The 18,776-nt window shown below is 43.8% G+C and carries 19 protein-coding genes and 2 pseudogenes; 13 read left to right on the top strand and 8 right to left on the bottom strand.

Annotated elements, in window-relative coordinates; translation table 11 throughout:
- Positions 1-57: 57 nt before the first annotated feature.
- Both IM450_RS05925 and IM450_RS05920 read left to right on the top strand, forming a co-directional pair.
- Complete coding sequence (locus IM450_RS05925) at positions 58-741, top strand: Mo-dependent nitrogenase C-terminal domain-containing protein (RefSeq protein WP_002804186.1); 684 nt, start codon at positions 58-60, stop codon at positions 739-741.
- A gap of 128 nt (positions 742-869) precedes the next feature.
- The gene (locus IM450_RS05920) at positions 870-2,558 is read left to right on the top strand and encodes a SulP family inorganic anion transporter (RefSeq protein WP_287667591.1); all 1,689 of its coding nucleotides are present in this window, start codon (positions 870-872) and stop codon (positions 2,556-2,558) included.
- 305 nt (positions 2,559-2,863) lie between these two features.
- Here the strand turns inward: IM450_RS05920 and IM450_RS05915 are convergent, their stop codons facing one another.
- Positions 2,864-3,052: a hypothetical protein gene (locus IM450_RS05915; RefSeq protein ID WP_071839514.1), complete on the bottom strand. Its 189-nt coding sequence runs from the start codon at positions 3,050-3,052 to the stop codon at positions 2,864-2,866.
- Positions 3,053-3,241: 189 nt separating this feature from the next.
- On the opposite strand from IM450_RS05915, the gene IM450_RS05910 reads away from it, so the two are divergent.
- The gene (locus IM450_RS05910; protein ID WP_002746174.1) at positions 3,242-3,460 is read left to right on the top strand and encodes a DUF433 domain-containing protein; all 219 of its coding nucleotides are present in this window, start codon (positions 3,242-3,244) and stop codon (positions 3,458-3,460) included.
- Positions 3,461-3,604: 144 nt separating this feature from the next.
- Here IM450_RS05910 and IM450_RS05905 read toward each other — a convergent pair whose 3' ends face one another.
- The gene (locus IM450_RS05905; protein ID WP_287667587.1) at positions 3,605-3,973 is read right to left on the bottom strand and encodes a hypothetical protein; all 369 of its coding nucleotides are present in this window, start codon (positions 3,971-3,973) and stop codon (positions 3,605-3,607) included.
- Between the two features lie 175 nt (positions 3,974-4,148).
- Here IM450_RS05905 and IM450_RS05900 point away from each other — a divergent pair.
- A pseudogene (locus tag IM450_RS05900) lies at positions 4,149-4,649 on the top strand (hypothetical protein).
- 14 nt (positions 4,650-4,663) lie between these two features.
- Here the strand turns inward: IM450_RS05900 and IM450_RS05895 are convergent.
- The 6 genes from IM450_RS05895 to IM450_RS05870 all read right to left on the bottom strand — a co-directional run bounded on the left by IM450_RS05895 (position 4,664) and on the right by IM450_RS05870 (position 10,472).
- The gene (locus IM450_RS05895; protein ID WP_238560447.1) at positions 4,664-4,846 is read right to left on the bottom strand and encodes a hypothetical protein; all 183 of its coding nucleotides are present in this window, start codon (positions 4,844-4,846) and stop codon (positions 4,664-4,666) included.
- Between the two features lie 167 nt (positions 4,847-5,013).
- Entirely contained in the window at positions 5,014-5,688 is a 675-nt protein-coding gene (locus tag IM450_RS05890) for a dual OB domain-containing protein (RefSeq protein WP_287667583.1), read from the bottom strand.
- Positions 5,676-6,122 (bottom strand): DUF488 domain-containing protein, encoded by a 447-nt coding sequence (locus tag IM450_RS05885; protein WP_024969514.1) that lies wholly within the window; start codon positions 6,120-6,122, stop codon positions 5,676-5,678. The genes IM450_RS05890 and IM450_RS05885 overlap by 13 nt, the downstream gene beginning before the upstream one ends.
- On the bottom strand, positions 6,058-6,759 hold the full coding sequence (locus IM450_RS05880) for a DUF488 domain-containing protein (RefSeq protein ID WP_043998116.1): 702 nt from the start codon (positions 6,757-6,759) through the stop codon (positions 6,058-6,060). Before IM450_RS05880 ends, IM450_RS05885 begins: the two co-directional genes overlap by 65 nt.
- Positions 6,760-6,876: 117 nt before the next feature.
- Positions 6,877-9,510, bottom strand: a complete 2,634-nt coding sequence (cphA, locus tag IM450_RS05875) for a cyanophycin synthetase (RefSeq protein WP_287667578.1) — start codon at positions 9,508-9,510, stop codon at positions 6,877-6,879.
- Positions 9,511-9,617: 107 nt separating this feature from the next.
- Positions 9,618-10,472, bottom strand: coding sequence for a cyanophycinase (locus tag IM450_RS05870; protein ID WP_149976600.1), 855 nt, complete (start codon positions 10,470-10,472; stop codon positions 9,618-9,620).
- 48 nt (positions 10,473-10,520) lie between these two features.
- On the opposite strand from IM450_RS05870, the gene IM450_RS05865 reads away from it, so the two are divergent.
- The 9 genes and pseudogenes from IM450_RS05865 to IM450_RS22675 form a co-directional block, all read left to right on the top strand.
- Positions 10,521-10,661 carry a hypothetical protein gene (locus tag IM450_RS05865; RefSeq protein WP_157404799.1) on the top strand — a complete coding sequence of 47 codons (141 nt, stop codon included), beginning with the start codon at positions 10,521-10,523 and terminating at the stop codon, positions 10,659-10,661.
- A 184-nt stretch (positions 10,662-10,845) separates the two neighbouring features.
- On the top strand, positions 10,846-11,541 hold the full coding sequence (gene trmD / locus IM450_RS05860) for a tRNA (guanosine(37)-N1)-methyltransferase TrmD (RefSeq protein WP_287667576.1): 696 nt from the start codon (positions 10,846-10,848) through the stop codon (positions 11,539-11,541).
- A gap of 338 nt (positions 11,542-11,879) precedes the next feature.
- Positions 11,880-13,604: a diflavin flavoprotein gene (locus IM450_RS05855; RefSeq protein WP_287667575.1), complete on the top strand. Its 1,725-nt coding sequence runs from the start codon at positions 11,880-11,882 to the stop codon at positions 13,602-13,604.
- A gap of 163 nt (positions 13,605-13,767) precedes the next feature.
- Positions 13,768-14,268 carry a phosphate-starvation-inducible PsiE family protein gene (locus IM450_RS05850; RefSeq protein ID WP_002769278.1) on the top strand — a complete coding sequence of 167 codons (501 nt, stop codon included), beginning with the start codon at positions 13,768-13,770 and terminating at the stop codon, positions 14,266-14,268.
- A gap of 44 nt (positions 14,269-14,312) precedes the next feature.
- On the top strand, positions 14,313-16,058 hold the full coding sequence (locus IM450_RS05845; RefSeq protein WP_287667573.1) for a diflavin flavoprotein: 1,746 nt from the start codon (positions 14,313-14,315) through the stop codon (positions 16,056-16,058).
- Positions 16,059-16,179: 121 nt separating this feature from the next.
- Positions 16,180-16,965 carry a hypothetical protein gene (locus tag IM450_RS05840; protein ID WP_287667570.1) on the top strand — a complete coding sequence of 262 codons (786 nt, stop codon included), beginning with the start codon at positions 16,180-16,182 and terminating at the stop codon, positions 16,963-16,965.
- Between the two features lie 5 nt (positions 16,966-16,970).
- On the top strand, positions 16,971-17,243 hold the full coding sequence (locus IM450_RS05835) for a hypothetical protein (RefSeq protein WP_002804170.1): 273 nt from the start codon (positions 16,971-16,973) through the stop codon (positions 17,241-17,243).
- Between the two features lie 278 nt (positions 17,244-17,521).
- On the top strand, positions 17,522-18,265 hold the full coding sequence (locus tag IM450_RS05830) for a DUF1995 family protein (protein ID WP_287667567.1): 744 nt from the start codon (positions 17,522-17,524) through the stop codon (positions 18,263-18,265).
- 173 nt (positions 18,266-18,438) lie between these two features.
- Positions 18,439-18,579: pseudogene (locus tag IM450_RS22675) on the top strand (DUF7149 domain-containing protein); the annotation flags it as partial.
- Positions 18,580-18,776: the final 197 nt, after the last annotated feature.

Raw genomic sequence — 18,776 nt, 5'->3', positions numbered from 1 at the left:
CCGGGGGCGATAGGTAGAATTGAATTGAGAAACTAGAAATCAGTTTTAGCAATACCTATGGTTAGCTCTGTTCAATACCGCTACACTAACGAACAAGTTAGGGACTGGTTACGGGGATTACTGACAATTGCCTGGTGTGATGGGGATTATAGCGCCAGCGAACAGGAATCGATCGCCCGTTTCGCTCACGAATTAGAATTAGATGACGACCACGTTCTCTATCAGTCGATTAGTCCCGAAGAATTGGCCGCAAGTTTCGGTCATGACCCCAAAATATCAGAAAACTTCCTCCGCACGGCGGTTATGGTAGCGATCGCCGATGGCATTTATTCCCCCGCAGAAGCGCAATTACTGCGTAGTTATCGGGATGCTTTCGGGTTAGAAATCGAGGCCCTGTCAGCTTTAGAACATACTATCTGTGAAATTCCCGAAATTACCACGGAAGCGAATAAATCCGAGTTTATCAGTGCCGAACATCCCCACCCGGATCTGCTGCATCCCCTCAAAGACTGGTTAGATGGGGTGGAAATGCACGATCCGCGCTTGGCCCGGTTTATCTGCAAAATGGTGCCGCCTCAATGTCCTTTTGAACGCGATATCGTGCTTTTTGGCCATAAATTAGTCCATATTCCGCCTCTGTGCAAGTTAAATCCTCTCTACGAGCAATTAGTCGGTTTACGCTTCCGGGCTTTATCATACTTAGCCGATGATTGTCAAGAGGATATTTCCGAGTATATTTAGCCAGTTTAACTAAAATTACCGCTAAAATGGTATAAATATCCTGCTGACAGAAAATATCTCAGCCTCAAGGCTTTTCCTAGCTAATTCCTCCGTTAAAATTAGGTGAAGTCGCCGTTAAGAGAGAAACTATGAGTAAAAACTCCCGACGAGTCGATTTTCCTGATTTACCCGGGCTAAAAAACCTGCGATCCTATCAATGGCAGTGGCTGGGGAGAGATATCCTCGCCGGTGTCACCGTGGCGGCCTACGCTATTCCCCAGTGTATGGCTTACGGCGACCTGGCCGGGGTCGAGCCAGTGGTGGGATTGTGGACTCTCGTGCCAGCCGCCCTAGTTTACGCCCTTTTCGGATCCTCATCGCAACTATCCCTCGGACCGGAATCGACCACGGCAGTGATGACGGCGGCAGCGATCGCACCTATGGTGAGCCTTCAAGGAGAAAATTACGGCAGTTTAGCGGCTTTTTTAGCCCTAATGGTCGGTTTAATCTGTTTAGTTGGTTATATCGCCCGCTTGGGATTTCTAGCTAATTTACTCTCCAAACCGATCCTGATCGGTTATATGGCGGGAGTGGCGGTGATCATGATTGCGGGACAACTGGGTAAAATTAGTGGTTTGTCAATCCGTGAAAATACGGTTTTTAGAGAAATTTTCGCTTTTTTCTGGGGAATAAACCAATGGCACTGGCCAACCCTTAGCCTAGCTTTATTGCTGCTACTATTTCTATTTATCATCCAAAAATATTTTCCCAAAGCACCGGGTCCCTTGCTGGCAGTTTTACTGGGAACCCTCGCCGTCGCCACCCTCCATCTTGATCGAGAAGGGGTGGCAGTAGTGGGGAAAATTAGCAATACTTTGCCCAATTTTGGCTTACCAACCCTAGATTTTTCCCAATTACTACCCCTAGTGACCGCAGCCGTCGGCATTGCCCTGGTGGGCTATTCCGATAACGTCTTGACCGCTAGAGCCTTCGCCGCACGTCATAACCAAGAAATCGATGCCAATCAAGAATTTTTAGCCCTGGGACTGGGGAATCTGGCGGCGGGTTTTTGTCAGGGATTTCCCATCAGCAGCAGCGCCAGTCGCACCGCGGTGGGCGATTCCGTGGGCAGTAAAAGTCAGCTTTACTCCCTGGTGGTGGCAGTGGTGGTGGTGGCGGTCATTTTCCTGCTCGGTCCGATACTGGCACTCTTTCCCAAGGCCGCTTTGGGTGCGCTGGTGATTTATGCAGCCTGTAAACTGGTGGATATTGCCGGTGCTAAACGACTAAAAAGCTTTCGCAATAGTGAGTTTAATCTCGCTGTCCTGACCATGGTGGGGGTGCTAACCACGGGGATTTTAAGCGGGGTTGCCATCGCCATCGGTCTCTCGGTTATCGATTTATTGGCCCGCATTACTCGGCCCGATGATGCGGTCTTGGGTACGGTTCCGGGGGTGATGGGTTTACACGCACTCCAGGATTGGCCAGAAGCGCAAACAATACCGGGGTTAGTTATCTATCGTTACGATGCCCCCTTATTTTTTGCTAATGCGGCCGACTTTAAACGTCGCGCTCTCAGTGCCATTGCCCGGGAGACGAAACCGGTAGAATGGTTTGTCTTGAATACGGAGGCCCTTGGGGAATTGGATAGTACAGCAGTGGAGATTCTTGAGGAATTAGCATCAGAATTATCAAGACAGGGTATAGTTTTCGCTCTCGCTAGGGTTAAACACGATCTGTACTTACAATTGCAACTTTCTCGCTTGTTAGATAAAGTTAGCGAGGAGAGGATTTACTATACTTTGCCGGCGGCGATCGAAGCTTTTAAACATCGTTGACTGATACTAAATCATTAGGGGTCGAGAAGGTCATCGCCGACCTCCCCTCCCATAAAGAACCTACCCGTGCATAGTTTTCGGACTTTATTGAAATTAGCTGATAGAGTTGTCTAAGTTGGGCTTCCGTCGGTTGCATTTAGTCATTATCGGCTTGATTTTAGATTATTGTTCATTTTAGTATTATTAATCGAAAGCCACTTCCCTAACCTATTTAGGGTCTGCTGAATAAAGGTGAAATGTAGGCAAGGTAAGGGTTTTGTGGCTTTTCTCGCGAAACAGGTGCAAGATTTTGAGAGAATCGTGCTTCAAAACCTTGCGTCTTCATCGGCCCGCGTCCTGTAGGGGCGAAGCATTCGGATAAAAAATCTACGGCTCTCCCAGGTTTGGCGGGTAAAATGTATTCTAAGATACATTCCTCCTAGCGAGGGGGTGGAACGAACCACAAAGACACAAAGGACACAAAGATCGATCATATAGTAAGTTAAACTCATCACACAGAACCTAGAAGAGCCAATCTACGGTTTCACCGATAGGTTATTGCCCGAATGCTTCGCCCGTACTTTGTCAGCAAACCCTATTTAGCATCAGTTTAACCCATTTTTCAAGAATCTAGGCTAGAATATGAAGACAAGACGCATTGCTCTGGGTTAATCTACTCTGTAGAAGCTAAGAAGGTAATCAAAATGGCTAAATATTCGCCTCTTATCCATGTATCTCCTGAAACTATGAGTGGTGTTCCTGTTTTTTCAGGTACTAGAGTTCCGATACAAACACTTTTTGATTATCTTAAAGCAGGAGAATCAATTGATGATTTTTTAGAGGGTTTTCCAACGGTAACAAGAGAACGAGTTATTAGCTTACTTGCAGAATTTGAAAAAGAGCTTATTGATAGGGTAGCGTGAAATGAGGCTTTTTTTAGATGAATGTATTGACCGAAGATTAATGAGGGAGTTTACAGGTTATAATATCAAAACTGTTCCACAAATGGGATGGACTGGGATCAAGAATGGTCAACTGTAAAGATAATTACAGAATCTAAAATAAACTTATTTTCCTTCCAAGATAAATTTATCTCCTGAACCAAATCGATAATATTTTTTCCCTGTTAGTCTATCTTCTGCAATTTCGACATTTTTACAGCTTATCATTCCTCTAGGATCTGAATTACCAATACGACTGTATCCAAAAGCATCAGCATAACCTACACACTTACCTGCTGATATAGGTATTAAACAGTTATATCCATCTGAAAACAGAGAACCTGATATAGTAGGATTAACTCCGTTCCGCGTACATTCATACTGACGACGAGATTGGCTAATTAAAATATCATTACTCATATTGTTTGCTTGTATGGGAGCAGAATGAATTAATCCCATACCAATGAACATACAGAGGATTTTAATGGCTCTCATAGTGAGTAGTTACTGCAAAAACAACCATAATAAGCAGAATCCTAACTAATAAGTTTAAACATTGTCAAGACGGAAAAAAACGGATATTGTCGGAAGTTTTGTTAACTATGTTTACAAATATCGGAAAATAACGGATAATGACGGTATTGTGTCCCAAAATCTTAACATTACTCCCATGGATACCCAAGAAGTCTTCTCACTTATTGATAATCTGGTTTTTGACCACACGGGAAAGCATCTCGATACATTGCAATTAGGGATTTTAAAGAACGTTTTTGATGGTCAGAAATATGCAAAAATAGCAGAAAAATATAATTGTTCTGAAGGTCATGCCAGAGATAAGGCCTATGAACTTTGGCGCATTCTTTCGGAAGTGTTAGGGTAAGAATTAAATAAATCAACTGTTCGATCAGCAATTGAAAGGTTAATTGTCAGCAATAGTATTAATAATTTGGGTAATAAATCTGTAAAAATTGATCAGGTTACTTTTTGTCATCACCCTTCTAATAATCGAGAAATAGAAAATTATCATATTGATAAAACTGAAAAGAATGTTATTAAAGCAAAACTAGAAACTGTTCCCAAACTAATAGGATTAGGATTAACGATCGAACAAATTGCTCAGGCTCTTGATTTAGATATACAATTAATTTTAGATAGTCTCAAACCAGAGTAACTTTGATAAATTTATCAAGATATGGATGTCAAGCTGCTTTGATCCACAATTGACAAGGATAGGGAAATGGGGTTCTTTTGGATTTGGTGGGTAAAATGTATTCTAAGATACAGTCTTGCGGGCGAGGGAGTGGAAGGAACCACAGAGACACAGAGGACACAAAGATCGATCGCTACTATATAAGTTAAACTTATCACACAAAGTTGAGAAGAGCCTTATTTTCGCTTGATCGCTCCAGCATTTATGCTAAATTTACCTCGCCCACTTCAGTCTGTTAAACTCAACTGTTCATAGCTCTGAAAATTTCACGAACAGAGATTTTTTCGAGCCAACAACCTATAAAAAAGTTGTCTAGCCGTAATTCCTATAATTCAATTACAGCTGCTATTAATTTCCAGCAGGGAGCTTCTCCTTCCCAATTTGCCGAAGAGATCCAAGGCAGACTAAGACTGACGGTAACAAAACAGTTTTGCTGAGGTTGATAGCCTGTATTTAATTTCTCGACAAATACGGGATCAGTTATCTTTGCTTCTGTCAAACTGTTACCATTCGCTGTTGTAATTGTGCCACGCCACTCAAAATTTCCTTTTGAATTTTCTTTTTGATATACTCTAAAACTCTGCACTTGAATCAACTGGAGAGTATAACGTTGATTGAAATTAAGGTTTTTCAAATAAGAAGGATTAACATATTTAATTGAATTGTGCAGTATTTTTGTTGGGGTTCTACAATACTTTCCCAAATTATTGATATTGAATCTACCTACACATTTCCATTCACCGGGTAAAACGGAAAAATTTTCCGATTCAAACCCAAAATCATTGCCAGTATCAGCCAGGGGAATTTCGAGAATATCTAAAACTTTTGGTTCTTTACCAGAAATTAGTCTAACTGCTCGTGGAACCCTGCCATCTTCTGGATAAAGAGAATCACACACAGGACGAACCCAATTTCCTGAACCAATATCAATTCCAGCGATACAGCGTTCATTTAATTTCCATGAATTAGCAAGACAGACAATTTTTTTCAGAGATGACATATATTGACATTCCCCCATTTCTCCTTTAAATATTCGGCCACTAAACGACGGTGACAATTATGAGGTTTTGCCTCACTACAGAGTAAACAAGCGTTATTAATTACATCTGGAGAAACTTTTGTTTCAATCCTCCGGCTACTAATAAGTTGTCTAAATTTTTGTTCGTATATTGTCCAATCAACTTTTTTCTTTTTATATTCATCAAGAATATCTTGAGTTGGAGCTAAGTCTAAAACATGAACATAGTCAATGCCACCGATGACTTTTAAAAAATATTCCAGGTCAGCTTTTTTACTAAATCCTGCTAATTGGGAAACATTATTTAAACGAGTATCTATAACTCTCTTAACGCCAGCTTTTTGTAAGTCATCAAAGAACTTCTGTGCAGTCTTTTGAGTAAAGCCGATTGTAAAGAGATTGATTGTCCTGTTCATCATAATTACCACTTGTTTCTATATAAGCAATTGCATCACCCTGAAGCTTATAAGCTTTCTCCAAACATTCTGCTTTTGTGAGAAGATTGCTATTTGGCTCGACAAATAAAGAAAGCTGAATTTCTTTTTGATTACTGGCTGAAAAATCGGTCAAACTATGTTTGAACAGCATTCTTTCTTCCAAATGGTCATGAGATTCCAAGTCACCATTTTTTAGAATATGATAAATATCTAAATCGCAATGACGTAGATGTTGACAAACCAGAATCGCTCTATGACATTCAATCGGGTCTTTCTCCGCACACATAAGGGCAATTCGATGTTTTTTCACTCCCTGTAAAATTCGTTCAATTCCATGATTAAAAGCTGATGTTTTAGCAATTTTTTCGTATAAAGCCTTACCATTGACATAACATTCTTCGCTGCTCGGTCTGGCTCCTAATTCTTTGCCCAAAAACACATAGTAAATGCCTTCACTTTTTAAAGCATTTGACAATATTGACTGATTAAAATGCTTGAGAAATCGGCTATAAGGATGAGAACGAACATCAGCAAGGGCAGTTATATTATGCTTCTTAAGTAGAAGCATAAATGAGGCAATTTCGTGATTAGAGTGACCGATGGTGAATAACTGCATCAATATTATTATTCCTTCGATGAAAGCCTACAATAATCATTGTAGATCAACGATTGCCTAGAGAGGGGAACAGACCATCGGGCTAGAAGTGACTCTATAGGCAGAATATCCCAACTTTTAACCCTGATTATCGGTCAGGGGTCGATGTTTCTCGATCAAATCGATCGCCTGGGTGACACTTTCCGGGAAAATTACCACTAAACCACCCTCAGAAACCGTGCTTAAAGCCTTCTCTAAAGCTTCCGTTTCATCGAGAATAACTTCTGGTCGCAAACTGGCATTTTCTTGGCTAATTCCCCGGAGAATTAAATCGGCCACTTCTCCTCGGCGGCGACCGCGAGTATCGTTATCTTCCTTAACAATAATTCGATCGAACATTTGGGCTGATAATTTCCCTAATAAAATTAAATCATCATCCCGTCGATCGCCAGGTCCGCCGACCACGCCGACTTTTTCCCCGGACCAATTGCCGACAAAACCGCCGACGGCTTCGTATCCGGCGGGATTATGGGCATAATCGATTAAAGCGTGATGGTGTCCCAAGTCAAACAGGTTCATCCTGCCGGGGGTCTGGGCCACGGAAGGTTTAAAAGTCCGCACCCCTTGGCGAATTAACTCGATATCGATACCCTGCACAAAAGTGGCTAAACAGGCGGCCAGGGCGTTAGCAATCATAAAAGGAGCCATTCCCTGCATAGTCACGGGAATATTGACCGCTTCCTCGATTCTCAGCGTCCATTCTCCCTCTAGAATCGACAGATAGCCATTCTCATAGATGGCGGCCATGCCACCGCGACGGATATGGTCGTGAATAATCGGGTTATCGGCACTCATGGAAAAATAAGCGACTCTTCCCTTGACTTTTTCGGCCATACTAGCGGTCAAGGGGTCATCGGCATTTAAAACCGCGTAACCCTCGGCGCTAACCACCTCGGCCACAACGCTTTTTACCTTCGCCATTTGTTCGATGGTGTCGATATCGCCGATACCCAAATGGTCGGCGGCCACATTTAACACCACTCCCACATCGCACTGATTAAAAGCTAAACCCGATCGCAGGATACCACCCCGGGCCGTTTCTAGCACGGCAATCTCCACCGTGGGATCCTTCAAAATCATACTGGCACTGTAGGGACCGGTGTTATCGCCCTTTTCTACCAGATAATCATCGATATATACGCCGTCCGTCGTGGTAAATCCGACTACTTTCCCCGTTTGTCGGCAAATATGAGAAATTAAGCGGCTAGTGGTGGTTTTGCCGTTAGTTCCCGTAATCGCCAGAATTGGCACGCGACTGGGAGTACCGGGGGGGAATAACATATCGATAACTGGAGCGGCGATATTGCGGGGTAAACCGCGACTGGGGGCGACGTGCATCCGAAAACCGGGAGCGGCGTTGACTTCTACGATTACCCCGTCCACTTCTTTCAGGGGTTTGCGGATATCATCTGTGACCACATCGATACCGGCAATGTCCAAACCGATTAATTTTGCCACTCTTTGGGCGATCCAGACGTTTTCGGGGTGAATTTCGTCGGTACGATCCACAGCGATGCCGCCGGTGCTTAAATTAGCGGTGGCCCGCAGATAGGCGATCGCACCTTGGGGTAAAATGCTGGTTAATTCATAGCCCTGTTTCTCTAGCACATTAAGGGCGGTTTTGTCAATAGTTATTTTAGTTAAAACGTTGGCATGACCGTCACCCCGGTTGGGATCTTGATTAGTAATTTCGATTAATTCTTCTATAGTTGAGCGCCCATCACCGACGACGTGAGCGGGAATCCGTTCGGCCACGGCGGCAACTTTGCCATTTATGACTAAAATTCGGTGATCACTGCCTTTATAGTATCTTTCTACGATCACGCTGCGGGTTTTCGAGGCGGCACTGGCTAGATCATAGGCTTCCTCTGCTTCCTGTTGAGTTTTAACATCGATGCTGATGCCCCGGCCGTGGTTGCCATCGAGGGGTTTAATCACGATGGGAAACCCTCCCACTTCCTCGATTGCCGCTGACAACTCATCCAAGTATTGAATCACCGTACCCCGGGGGACTGGAATGCCACCATCCTTGAGGATAGTTTTTGTGCCTTCCTTGTCACAGGCCAACTCAACGGCTAAAATCCCCGAAAAACTGCTTAAAGTGGCTTGAATGCGCTTTTGGTGAACGCCATAGCCCAATTGCACCATGGCACGAGCGCTCAGGAGTAACCAGGGGATATTTCTAGCTTGTGCTTCTTTGACGATGGTTTCTGTACTCGGACCGAGGGAGGCATTATTGCATAAATCGCGTAAATCGGCTAAATCTTGGGCTAATTCTTGCTTAGGATAGGTTCCCGTATCGACAATCGATTGACACAACCGCACGGCAGCCCGACCCGCATAACGTCCCGCTTGCTCCTCAACGTATTCAAACACCACGTTATAGACTCCGGGGGTGGAGGTGCCTCTCGTGCGACCAAACCCGACGGGAGTTCCTGCCAATTCTTGCAATTCTAGGGCGATATGTTCAATGATGTGGCCCATATAAGTGCCAGTGCGGACTCGTTCAAAGAAACCACCGCGATAACCGGGGGAGCAGTAATGTTCGACTAAACTGGGGAGAACGTCGATTAATCCCTCGTAAAAGCCTGGGATTTCATTCGATGGCTTCTCTGCGAGATCTTCGAGATCCAGACGCATAACAATGAGCTTGTCGCGACGAATACTCCAGTAGTTGGGACCGCGCAGGGTTTGGGTTCTGAGAATTTTCATGATATAGCTGATGTTCGCTGTTGAGAAGCACAAAGAAGCCGTTGTTTATTGTCTGGTTTTCCGAGATGGGTAAACTGTTCATCGTGAACAGTTTTTCAGGAGTTTTTTTACCCCAATTTAGGGATCACTTGCTGTTTTTTGAGATGATAGCCATCACCGTAGGCAAGAATATGTACCCGCAGATTATGCAGACTCAGAGGTTCGTTTGCGGTGACGTGATGGTGGTTGGTGTGGGACATTTCCCTAGCATCAATTACCGTCACTGTACCGCAGCCGATTACCGTCATCGTGCCATCCCGTTCAAACATAGCGCAGGTATCCTCATCGATGCCAATTCCTAAACGTTCGGGATAACCAGAAATAGCGCTCATTAACCGAGCCATGCGGTTGCGATTGTGGAAGTGTTGATCGACAATGACTTCAGGAATGAGACCTAATCCCATGGCCATATCCACTAGGGCCCGATTAGGTGCTTCCCCGCTGCTGCCCCCAGCAATCATGTGATGACCCATAACGGCGGCCCCGGCGCTAGTTCCAGCTAGGGTTAATTCTCCCTGTTGCACTCTTTGTCTGATTCTTTCCATCAGGGGAGTATCGGAGAGCAAACCGCATAAACGCAGCTGGTCGCCTCCGGTCATAAATACACCTGTACATTCTTCGATGTAGGCCTGGAATTGGGGGTCTTCTCCCTGTACGCGATCACGAATATCGATAACTTTGACGTATTTTGCCCCCATTTCCTCGAAAATCTTCTGATAGCGATCGCCGATTAAAACTGGCTCTCTGGAAGCGGAGGGAACAATAGCGATCACTGCTTCGCTACCCCCAGCGCGATTCCAAAAGGTGTGCAGTATCTCTTTACCGTGGACTTTATCCTCGGCACCTCCAATGACTAAAATCGCCGTTTTGAGAGATATGGGGGCAGGATTTTCGTGGTGTTGGGTTTCTAGCTCGATGATCATGTCACTGAACGAATAGACATTTTTAGGGATGGAAGGTTTTTCGGGAAGATGGACAAGTATCTTGATGTTATTTTCCCTGAACGGTTGACGGAAAAAAATGCGGTTTGGGGATATTTTTCGGGACATCAAGCAATAGTAGAGGCGATTTTAGCAATTTTCTTCGATCCACTGGCAATCACGGACTTTTAGTTAACTTTAAGTCTAGGCTAGACTTCGATCACTCAAGCTAGAGCCAGAAAAACCCCTAGACAGTACAGCATAGTCTATCATGTTATTGAGATAGACTATCGCAAAATTAGCAAGATTTTAACCGATCGAGCCGTGACAAAATGATACATTAAACACTATTCCAGTCTAGGCCTTAATTTTTCCCGTGCAGTTTGACATTATCACTCTCTTTCCCGATTTTTTTACTTCACCGCTGCAGTCGGGGTTGTTGGCAAAAGCTCTCGAACGCGACATCGCTAGGGTAAATTTGGTCAATCTCCGGGATTTTGCCCACGATAAACACCGTCGCGTCGATGATGAACCCTACGGTGGTGGTGTGGGAATGTTATTAAAACCAGAGCCAATTTTTGAGGCGATCGAGTCTTTAGAAATTTTACCACCCCGGGAGATCGTGCTGATGACTCCCCAGGGGGAACCTCTCAATCAAGCTTTACTGAAAACTTGGGCCAGTAGTTATCAGCAGTTAATTCTCATCTGTGGGCATTATGAAGGGGTAGATGAGCGGGTTTGTGAGCATTTGGTGACTAAAGAGGTATCTTTAGGGGATTTTGTCCTAACTTGTGGGGAAATTCCTGCTTTAGCGATTATTAACGGGGTGACCCGGTTGTTACCCGGTACAGTAGGTAAGGCGGAATCGTTGAAATTGGAGAGTTTTGAGGCGGGTTTATTGGATTATCCCCAATATACCCGGCCCCCAGTCTTTCGCGGTTGGCAAGTGCCGCTGGTTTTGCGATCGGGTAATCATCAGGATATCGCTGATTGGCGCTATCAACAACAACTCGATCGCACGAAGGAGCGTCGTCCAGATCTCTGGCAAAAATGGCTAGAGGAAGGGGATTAATCCCCAAAAATGCTCGCGTGGGAATTATGAATTATGAATTATGAATTATGAATTATGGCTCTTCTGGTTTCTAGGCTTTGATGGCAACGTTTCCAATCCACTTTCGGCATTTTAGGTCTCTTTTTCGTTCCCAGTCTCTAGAGTCTATCTGCTCTTGCCAAAAAATTCTAGTTCTCTAGCTGGTGGGGCTTTAATAGGCGCAACCATAGATAAAAGGTTATATAAATCTAGCTAATCATTGACTTGAGTAATTGGTATTTTACAAATCGCTGAAAGCAAGTCACCATAGGAATTAAGCAAATGCAGTTCCGAATCAAATCCTGTGGGAGATAGAAATTATGGTGGCTTTAATCACTCCAAAACCCGCTAAAACCAGCCGTTTAACCACACAAATCCAAGAAATCGCCGAAAATACTTTTAGCTTACGCTGTTTGGATTGGGACCGCGATCGTTTTGATATCGAGTTTGGTTTAGAAAACGGTACGACTTATAACTCTTTTGTTATTCAAGGGGAAAAAACCGCCCTAATTGATACATCTCACCGCAAATTTGATCGCCTTTATCTGGATGAATTAACTAAACTAATCAACATCAATCATCTTGATTATTTAATTATCAGTCACACCGAACCCGACCACAGTGGTTTAGTCAAAGAAGTTTTGGAATTAGTCCCAGAAGTTACCGTGGTGGGGGCAAAAGTTGCCATGCAATTCCTCGAAAACATGGTACACAGACCCTTTAAACAGTTAATCGTTAAAAGTGGTGATACTTTAGACTTAGGTAATGGTCATGTTTTAGAATTTGTTTCAGCCCCTAATCTTCATTGGCCTGATACTATCTTCACTTTTGATGCTAAAACTGCCACCCTTTTTACCTGTGATGCCTTCGGAATGCACTTTTGTGATGATCAAACCTATGATCTAGAAAAAGACCTGCTAGAAGCCGATTTTCAAACCTATTATGACTGTCTGATGCGACCGAATGCTCGTTCAGTTTTAGGGGCAATTAAAAGAATCGAGAAATTCGAGATTAATCTCATTGCCACCGGTCACGGTCCCCTATTAAAACACCATATTTCTGATTGGGTGGGACGCTATCAAGCTTGGAGTCAAGAACAAACTTCTGCCGATACTTTAGTGGCTATATTCTTTACCCAAGATTACGGACAAAGCGAACATTTAGCTACTATGATTAGTCAGGGTTTGACTAAAACTGATGTGGTGACAGAATTAGTCGACATGAATAATGCTGATCCCCACGAAGTCAGAGAATTAATCAATCAGTCTAAAGGAGTTGTCATCGGAATGCCTCCCCAATCTTCCCCGATTAACCAGACGATTTTAAGCACGATTCTTGCTTCGGTCAATGGCAAACAAGCGGTAGGATTATTTGAGTCAGGAGGTGGGGAAGATGAACCAATTTTTCCCTTAAGAAATAAATTACAGGAAATGGTCGTGATCGAAGCTTTTCCTCCTCTTTTAGTTAAAGATAATACCAATCAATCCCTCGATTTTATTGCCGATGAAGCAGGAACCGACCTCGGCCAATGGTTAAGCCGAGAAAAAACGATTAAACAAATTAAGTCGATTAACAACGACTTAGAAAAGGCTTTAGGCCGTATTAGTACCGGATTGTATCTAATTACTTCCCAAAAAGCCGATTTATCCAGTGCCATGATTGCCTCTTGGGTGACACAAGCAAGTTTAAATCCTTTAGGTGTGGCGATTGCAGTGGCCAAAGATCGGGCAATGGTATCATTTTTACAGCCTAGCGATACCTTTGTTTTAAATGTTTTGGCTGAGGATAATTACCAGAAATTAATGAAACATTTCCTCAAGCGTTTCTCTCCCGGTGCCAATCGTTTTGAAGGCATTAAAACCTACACTGCTAACAATGGATCACCAATTTTAGCCGATGCCTTAGCTTACATAGAATGTGAAGTCACCAGTCGTTTAGATTGCGGCGATCATTGGGTAGTTTATTGTACTGTTAATAGCGGACGAGTTGCCCGTTTAGATGTCTTAACTGCTGTCCATCATCGCAAAGTTGGCAACCATTATTAACAGTTATCAGTTATCAGTTATCAGTTATCAGTTATCAGTTATCAGATTTAAGTTTTCAGTGGATAGTGTTAAGTAGGAAGTTGCCGCTTTATTTTCACTGATTACTGTTTACTGCTCACTGATAACTGAAACATCCAATTCTATCAATCTTAGGAGGAATAAAATGTACGAACCAATTAAAAAACCTTCCCCAATGATGGTGCGGGTAGTGCAAGTCTTAGAAATGATTCAAGATTTAATTGTCATTTCTCTCTGTATTGGTTTATTTAGCTTCATGGTGTTAGAAGTCAGAGAAATGTTTATGTCTCTGCTGCCACCGATTCAATTTCGGATTATTACCGCCGATATTTTATTCCTCTTAATTCTAGTAGAATTGTTCCGATTGTTAATTATTTATTTGCAAGAAAAACGAGTTTCTATCGGTGTTGCCGTGGAAGTTTCTATCGTTTCGGTTTTGCGAGAATTAATTGTCAGAGGAGTCCTAGAAACTAATTGGACACAAGTATTAGCCGCCTGTGCTTTTCTAATAGTTCTCGGTACATTAATGGTGTTAAGAGTTTGGCTGCCTCCCACCTTTGAAGGTATCGATCCTGAACAAAAAGTTTCTGAACGTTATCGTCAACATTTAGTTAAAGAATTAACTGAAATAAACAGCAAAACTTAATCAGTTATCAGTTATCAGTACAGCTAATAACCAACTTAACAATTATGACCACTAATACTTTAATTTCCAATCCTGCTATTAATAATCGCCCCCGCGATGTTCAAACCGCCGAAATTGCCGAGCAAACGTGGGTTTTTCGCTCGCGTACTTGGGAAAGATTAAAATTTGAAATAGAATATGCTCGTCAACGGGGAACCACCGCGAATTCCTATCTTATCCGGGGCGATAAAACCGCCTTAATCGATCCCCCCGGAGAATCCTTCACCGAAATTTATTTAGAAGAAATTCGTCAATATGTCCCCTTACATCGTCTTGATTATCTGATTCTCAGTCACGTTAATCCCAATCGTATCGTCACTTTAAAGGCATTATTAGACCAAACCGATCAAATCAGCATCCTCTGTTCTAAATCTGCCGTCAATACCCTTAAAAATACCTTTCCCGATGCCCAAATTTTGGGCATACGAACCGATGAAATCCTTGATTTAGGGCAAGGTCATCAACTCAGTTTTATTAATGTCCCTACCCCCCGCTGGCCTGATGGTATCTGCACTTTTGACCAAAAAACCCAAATTTTATACAGCGATAAATTCTTTAGTGTGCATCTGTGCAGTGACGATATTTGGGATAAAAATTGGAAAGAATTAGACGCAGATCGTCGTTATTATTTTGATTGTCTCCATGCCGTGCAATCCAAAGCGGTAGAAACAGCCCTCGACAAAATTAAAGAATTTCCCGCCCAATATTATGCACCCGCCCACGGTCCGATAATTCGCTATAGTCTTAGTCGTCTTGCCCACGATTATCGCTATTGGTGTCAAGAACAAAAAACTAGACCCCTACAAGTGGCTTTATTATATGCTTCTGCCTACGGAAATACTGCCACCTTGGCCCGCTCGATCGAACGAGGATTATTAGAAAATGATCTGGCCGTAGAATCAATAAATTGTGAGTTTGCCACCCCTGCCGAAATTAGTCAAGCGATCGAAAATTGTGACGGATTTATTATCGGTTCTCCCACCTTAGCCGGTCACGCTCCTACCCAGATCCAAACTGCTTTAGGAATCGTTCTTTCCACGGCAGCAAAAACTAAATTAGCTGGGGTTTTTGGTTCCTACGGTTGGAGTGGGGAAGCGGTAGATTTAATTGAAACTAAACTCAAAGATGCCAATTATCGCCTTGGTTTTGAATCCTTGCGCGTGCGTTTTAACCCCACAGAAACCAGTTTACAAGCAGGTTATTTAGCCGGAGAAACTTTTGCCCAGACCTTGAAAAAAACCAAAAAATTGCGGGTTCCCCAACAGGGAATGACCGAAACACAAATCGATCGCACTGCCCAGGCCGTTGGTCGGATCGTCGGTTCCCTCTCTGTTCTCAACACTCGTCAGGGCGAGGATCATGCTGGTTTCTTGACCTCTTGGGTATCCCAAGCCAGTTTTAACCCCCCGGGGCTAATTATCGCCGTTGCTGACGAGCAAGCCGCTGATCGCCTAATTAACTCGGGAACCGTCTTTATCTTGAATATTCTCAAGGAAGGGCGCAATTTACGCCGCCATTTTTCCAATCGCATCAAATCTGGCGGCGATGTCTTTACAGGATTAGAAACCCAAGTCGGGGAAAATGGCTGTCTGATTTTAAGCGAAAGTCTCGCCTATCTAGAGTGTACGGTCAAAGAGCGACAACTCTGCGGCGATCGCTGGTTAGTCTATGCTACCGTCGAGCGGGGTCAAGTTTTGGATAGTAACGGTGTCACCGCCATCGGTCATCGTAAATCCGGTAGTCAGTACTAAAACTGGACTAGCGGCGCAAAATTCCTGACTTTTCCCCTATCATCGGCCTAGATTTCTGGAAAGCATAGGTTATGTTAGTATGTGAGGCTGTCCGACCGGGCTATTTTGTCTTTGTTTCCCCATGAAAAAATTGCCGCTAATCCTATCGGTGGGGAGTGTCGCTTTATTGTTGGTGGGATGTCCAGCTTCTAACCAAGCTAATCAATCCCCACCGCCCAACCAAGAAACCCCCACCCCCACCCCCTCTCCTAGTCCCCCAGCTGCCCAACCTCCTGCCTTTAGCGGTGCTGTGCAACCGGCTACCAAACCAGCCACCCCAAAAGTACCTGGATTGATTCCCGCCACCGATCCTGACCAAAAACGGGCGGAAATTAATCGCGGTCGCAGCGATCCCTTTGCCCCTTTTACCCTACAACCAAATATTACGATTACAGTGGCGGAAAAACCCCCGGCTGGGACTCCGGCGGCTACCGCACCCGCAGCAATGGGCAATCGTTCCACCCCCGCAGCCGCAGCCACAGGCAATCGTTCCACCCCCGCAGCCGCAGCCGCAGCCACGGGCAATCCTCCCACCCCCGGAGGATCGATAGTAAAAGCTCCACCACCACCACCGCAACCGACGGAAGCGGAAGAAGTGCAAGTATCGGGCATCTTCCAGTTACCTACCACTGCCATGGCGATCGTGAAAGCCCCCGGAGAAGCCACGGAACGCCGAGTTATCCCCGGTTCTACCCTCTCTAATGGTTTAATTTTAGTTAAAGCGATCGATACTAATCCCGATAACCTCTATATTGTCTTAGAACAATACGGTCAAACTATTACCCGTCGCTTAGGGGATGATGTCCCCAGACCAGCCGCAGCACCGCAAGCCTCGATCAGCTATAATATTTCCGAATCAGGAGAATAAAACCCGTGCGATCGATTGCTATTCAACAAAAACAAACCATTATTTATCCCCAAATGCCCTTGGCTATCTATCGAGAGTTAGCCAGCCATTTACAACAGGTTCAGGGTGTGGAAACCCATCTCACTCCCCAGCAGTTCCAACAATTCGATTATCACCAAAGTCAGATCGGTAGTCTAGAAATTAACTATACCGAGACTTTTCAGGAAAGCGATCGCGCTCTGGTGACGGCAATTCTCGATTATTATGCCCAACGTCACGGCTCCTATCAGCTTTCCTAAGCTTTCTCTCTTCACCTTTTCTCCGATTACCGACTTTCTTCTTAAAAACTAAAGGTATTTTATAGGAGTTATCTTAATGCTGGGGATGATGCCAAATCCCGTCACACTTCATCTATTAAGGGTAGGGTTGATTCATGAATCAACCCTACTATGAATCAACCCTACTATGAATCAACCCTACCTTTTATAAAAATTAAAATCTTTCTGATTTTAAGCCACCGACGACCAGAGGTAGTCACTGATAACTGATAACTGATAACTGATAACTGATAACTGAAATGACCCTACCCAATTCCCTAGAAGAAACAATCCTGCAAGCGAAAGCCGCCACCCAACTGGCTCTAGAATCGGGAGCTAGACGCATACAAGTGGAATTAGTCATCCCAGAAATTGCTCTACAAGCGCAAGCTTTAGCCCTTGATTTTACCTCTATTTTTTACAGTTATGGTTCTGGTTTAAGGGTAATTTTTCCCGATACTGGGGCCGCCATGTTAGCTCGAAGGGATTGGGGAGAAACAGTTTTTCAACTGGGAGATTTAGGTAGTCGTTTTATTCCTGTCGAAAACAAAATTAAGCCCGAAGATGAAGTTTTTTTAGTTGTTTGCCCCTCCTCGGTTGAGATTAATTCCGTAGAAAAACTCTGTAACCTGGCCGAAGATCGCCCCGTAGTTCTTCTAATTCCTCAATTGGAAGATGTATCGGTAGTGGGTATCGGTTACGCAGCCCGACAATTGCGAGAAAGATTTTTAAGTACCCTAGAAAGTTGTTATTATTTTCGTCCCTTGGAATCAGCGATCGTGTATCGTTCCTATCCTTCCTTGTGGCAAGTTTGGCTAGAAAAAGAAGACGGTTATGAGTTAATTTCTGAACAATCCACTAAACCCATGGGCGAAGCTTTAGAAAATCTGATTCTGAAAGCTTCTAGTAATACTCCTAATGATGGTTCTAATCCTGCTAATAAAGCCAAAAAGTCTGGTTTATTTGCTACTATGGGACGCTTCTTAAAAGCATTACAACAGTGACATACTCCCCCCGTAAAGCTAGGCTGTGACGGGGGATTTTTTCCCCATTGCTGTTAGAAATTCTTGGCTTCTACAGATTGACCTCGATTGCAACTTTTGTTCTTCTATTTTAACCGATCATTTGGCAATGCTATAATAAAATTAATCGGTAGTTTCCCTAGAGGTAAACTTTTATGATTGTCAATAAGCGAGAACTCAAACAAGCCTTAAATCGGGTTTACTTGAAAATCAAGCCTGATGAAACAATTCAGGTTTTTCAAGCTAATTTGACGCGCTTGTTGGAGCAATGTGACAGCAAAAAGTCTGAAGAGTTTAAGGCTCTTCGGTTTGTCTTATGCAACGGACAGGATTATAAGAGATGAAACCCTTATAGATAGGGGCTGCTGAAAAAGTTTTTCGTGGGGGCAGGGTGTGGGGTGTGGGGTGTGGGGTGTAGGGTTTTACCGATTTTGAGGTAGTCAGTTACCTAATTTTCAGGGAAAAAGTACCTGAATTTTACCCCCGATCCCTC

It is taken from the genome of Microcystis sp. M083S1 (genome assembly GCF_020246405.1).
Taxonomy (GTDB): Bacteria; Cyanobacteriota; Cyanobacteriia; order Cyanobacteriales; family Microcystaceae; genus Microcystis; species Microcystis aeruginosa_C.
The sequence above is the reverse complement of the archived record's forward strand: the minus strand, read 5'-3'. Positions and strand labels throughout refer to the sequence as shown.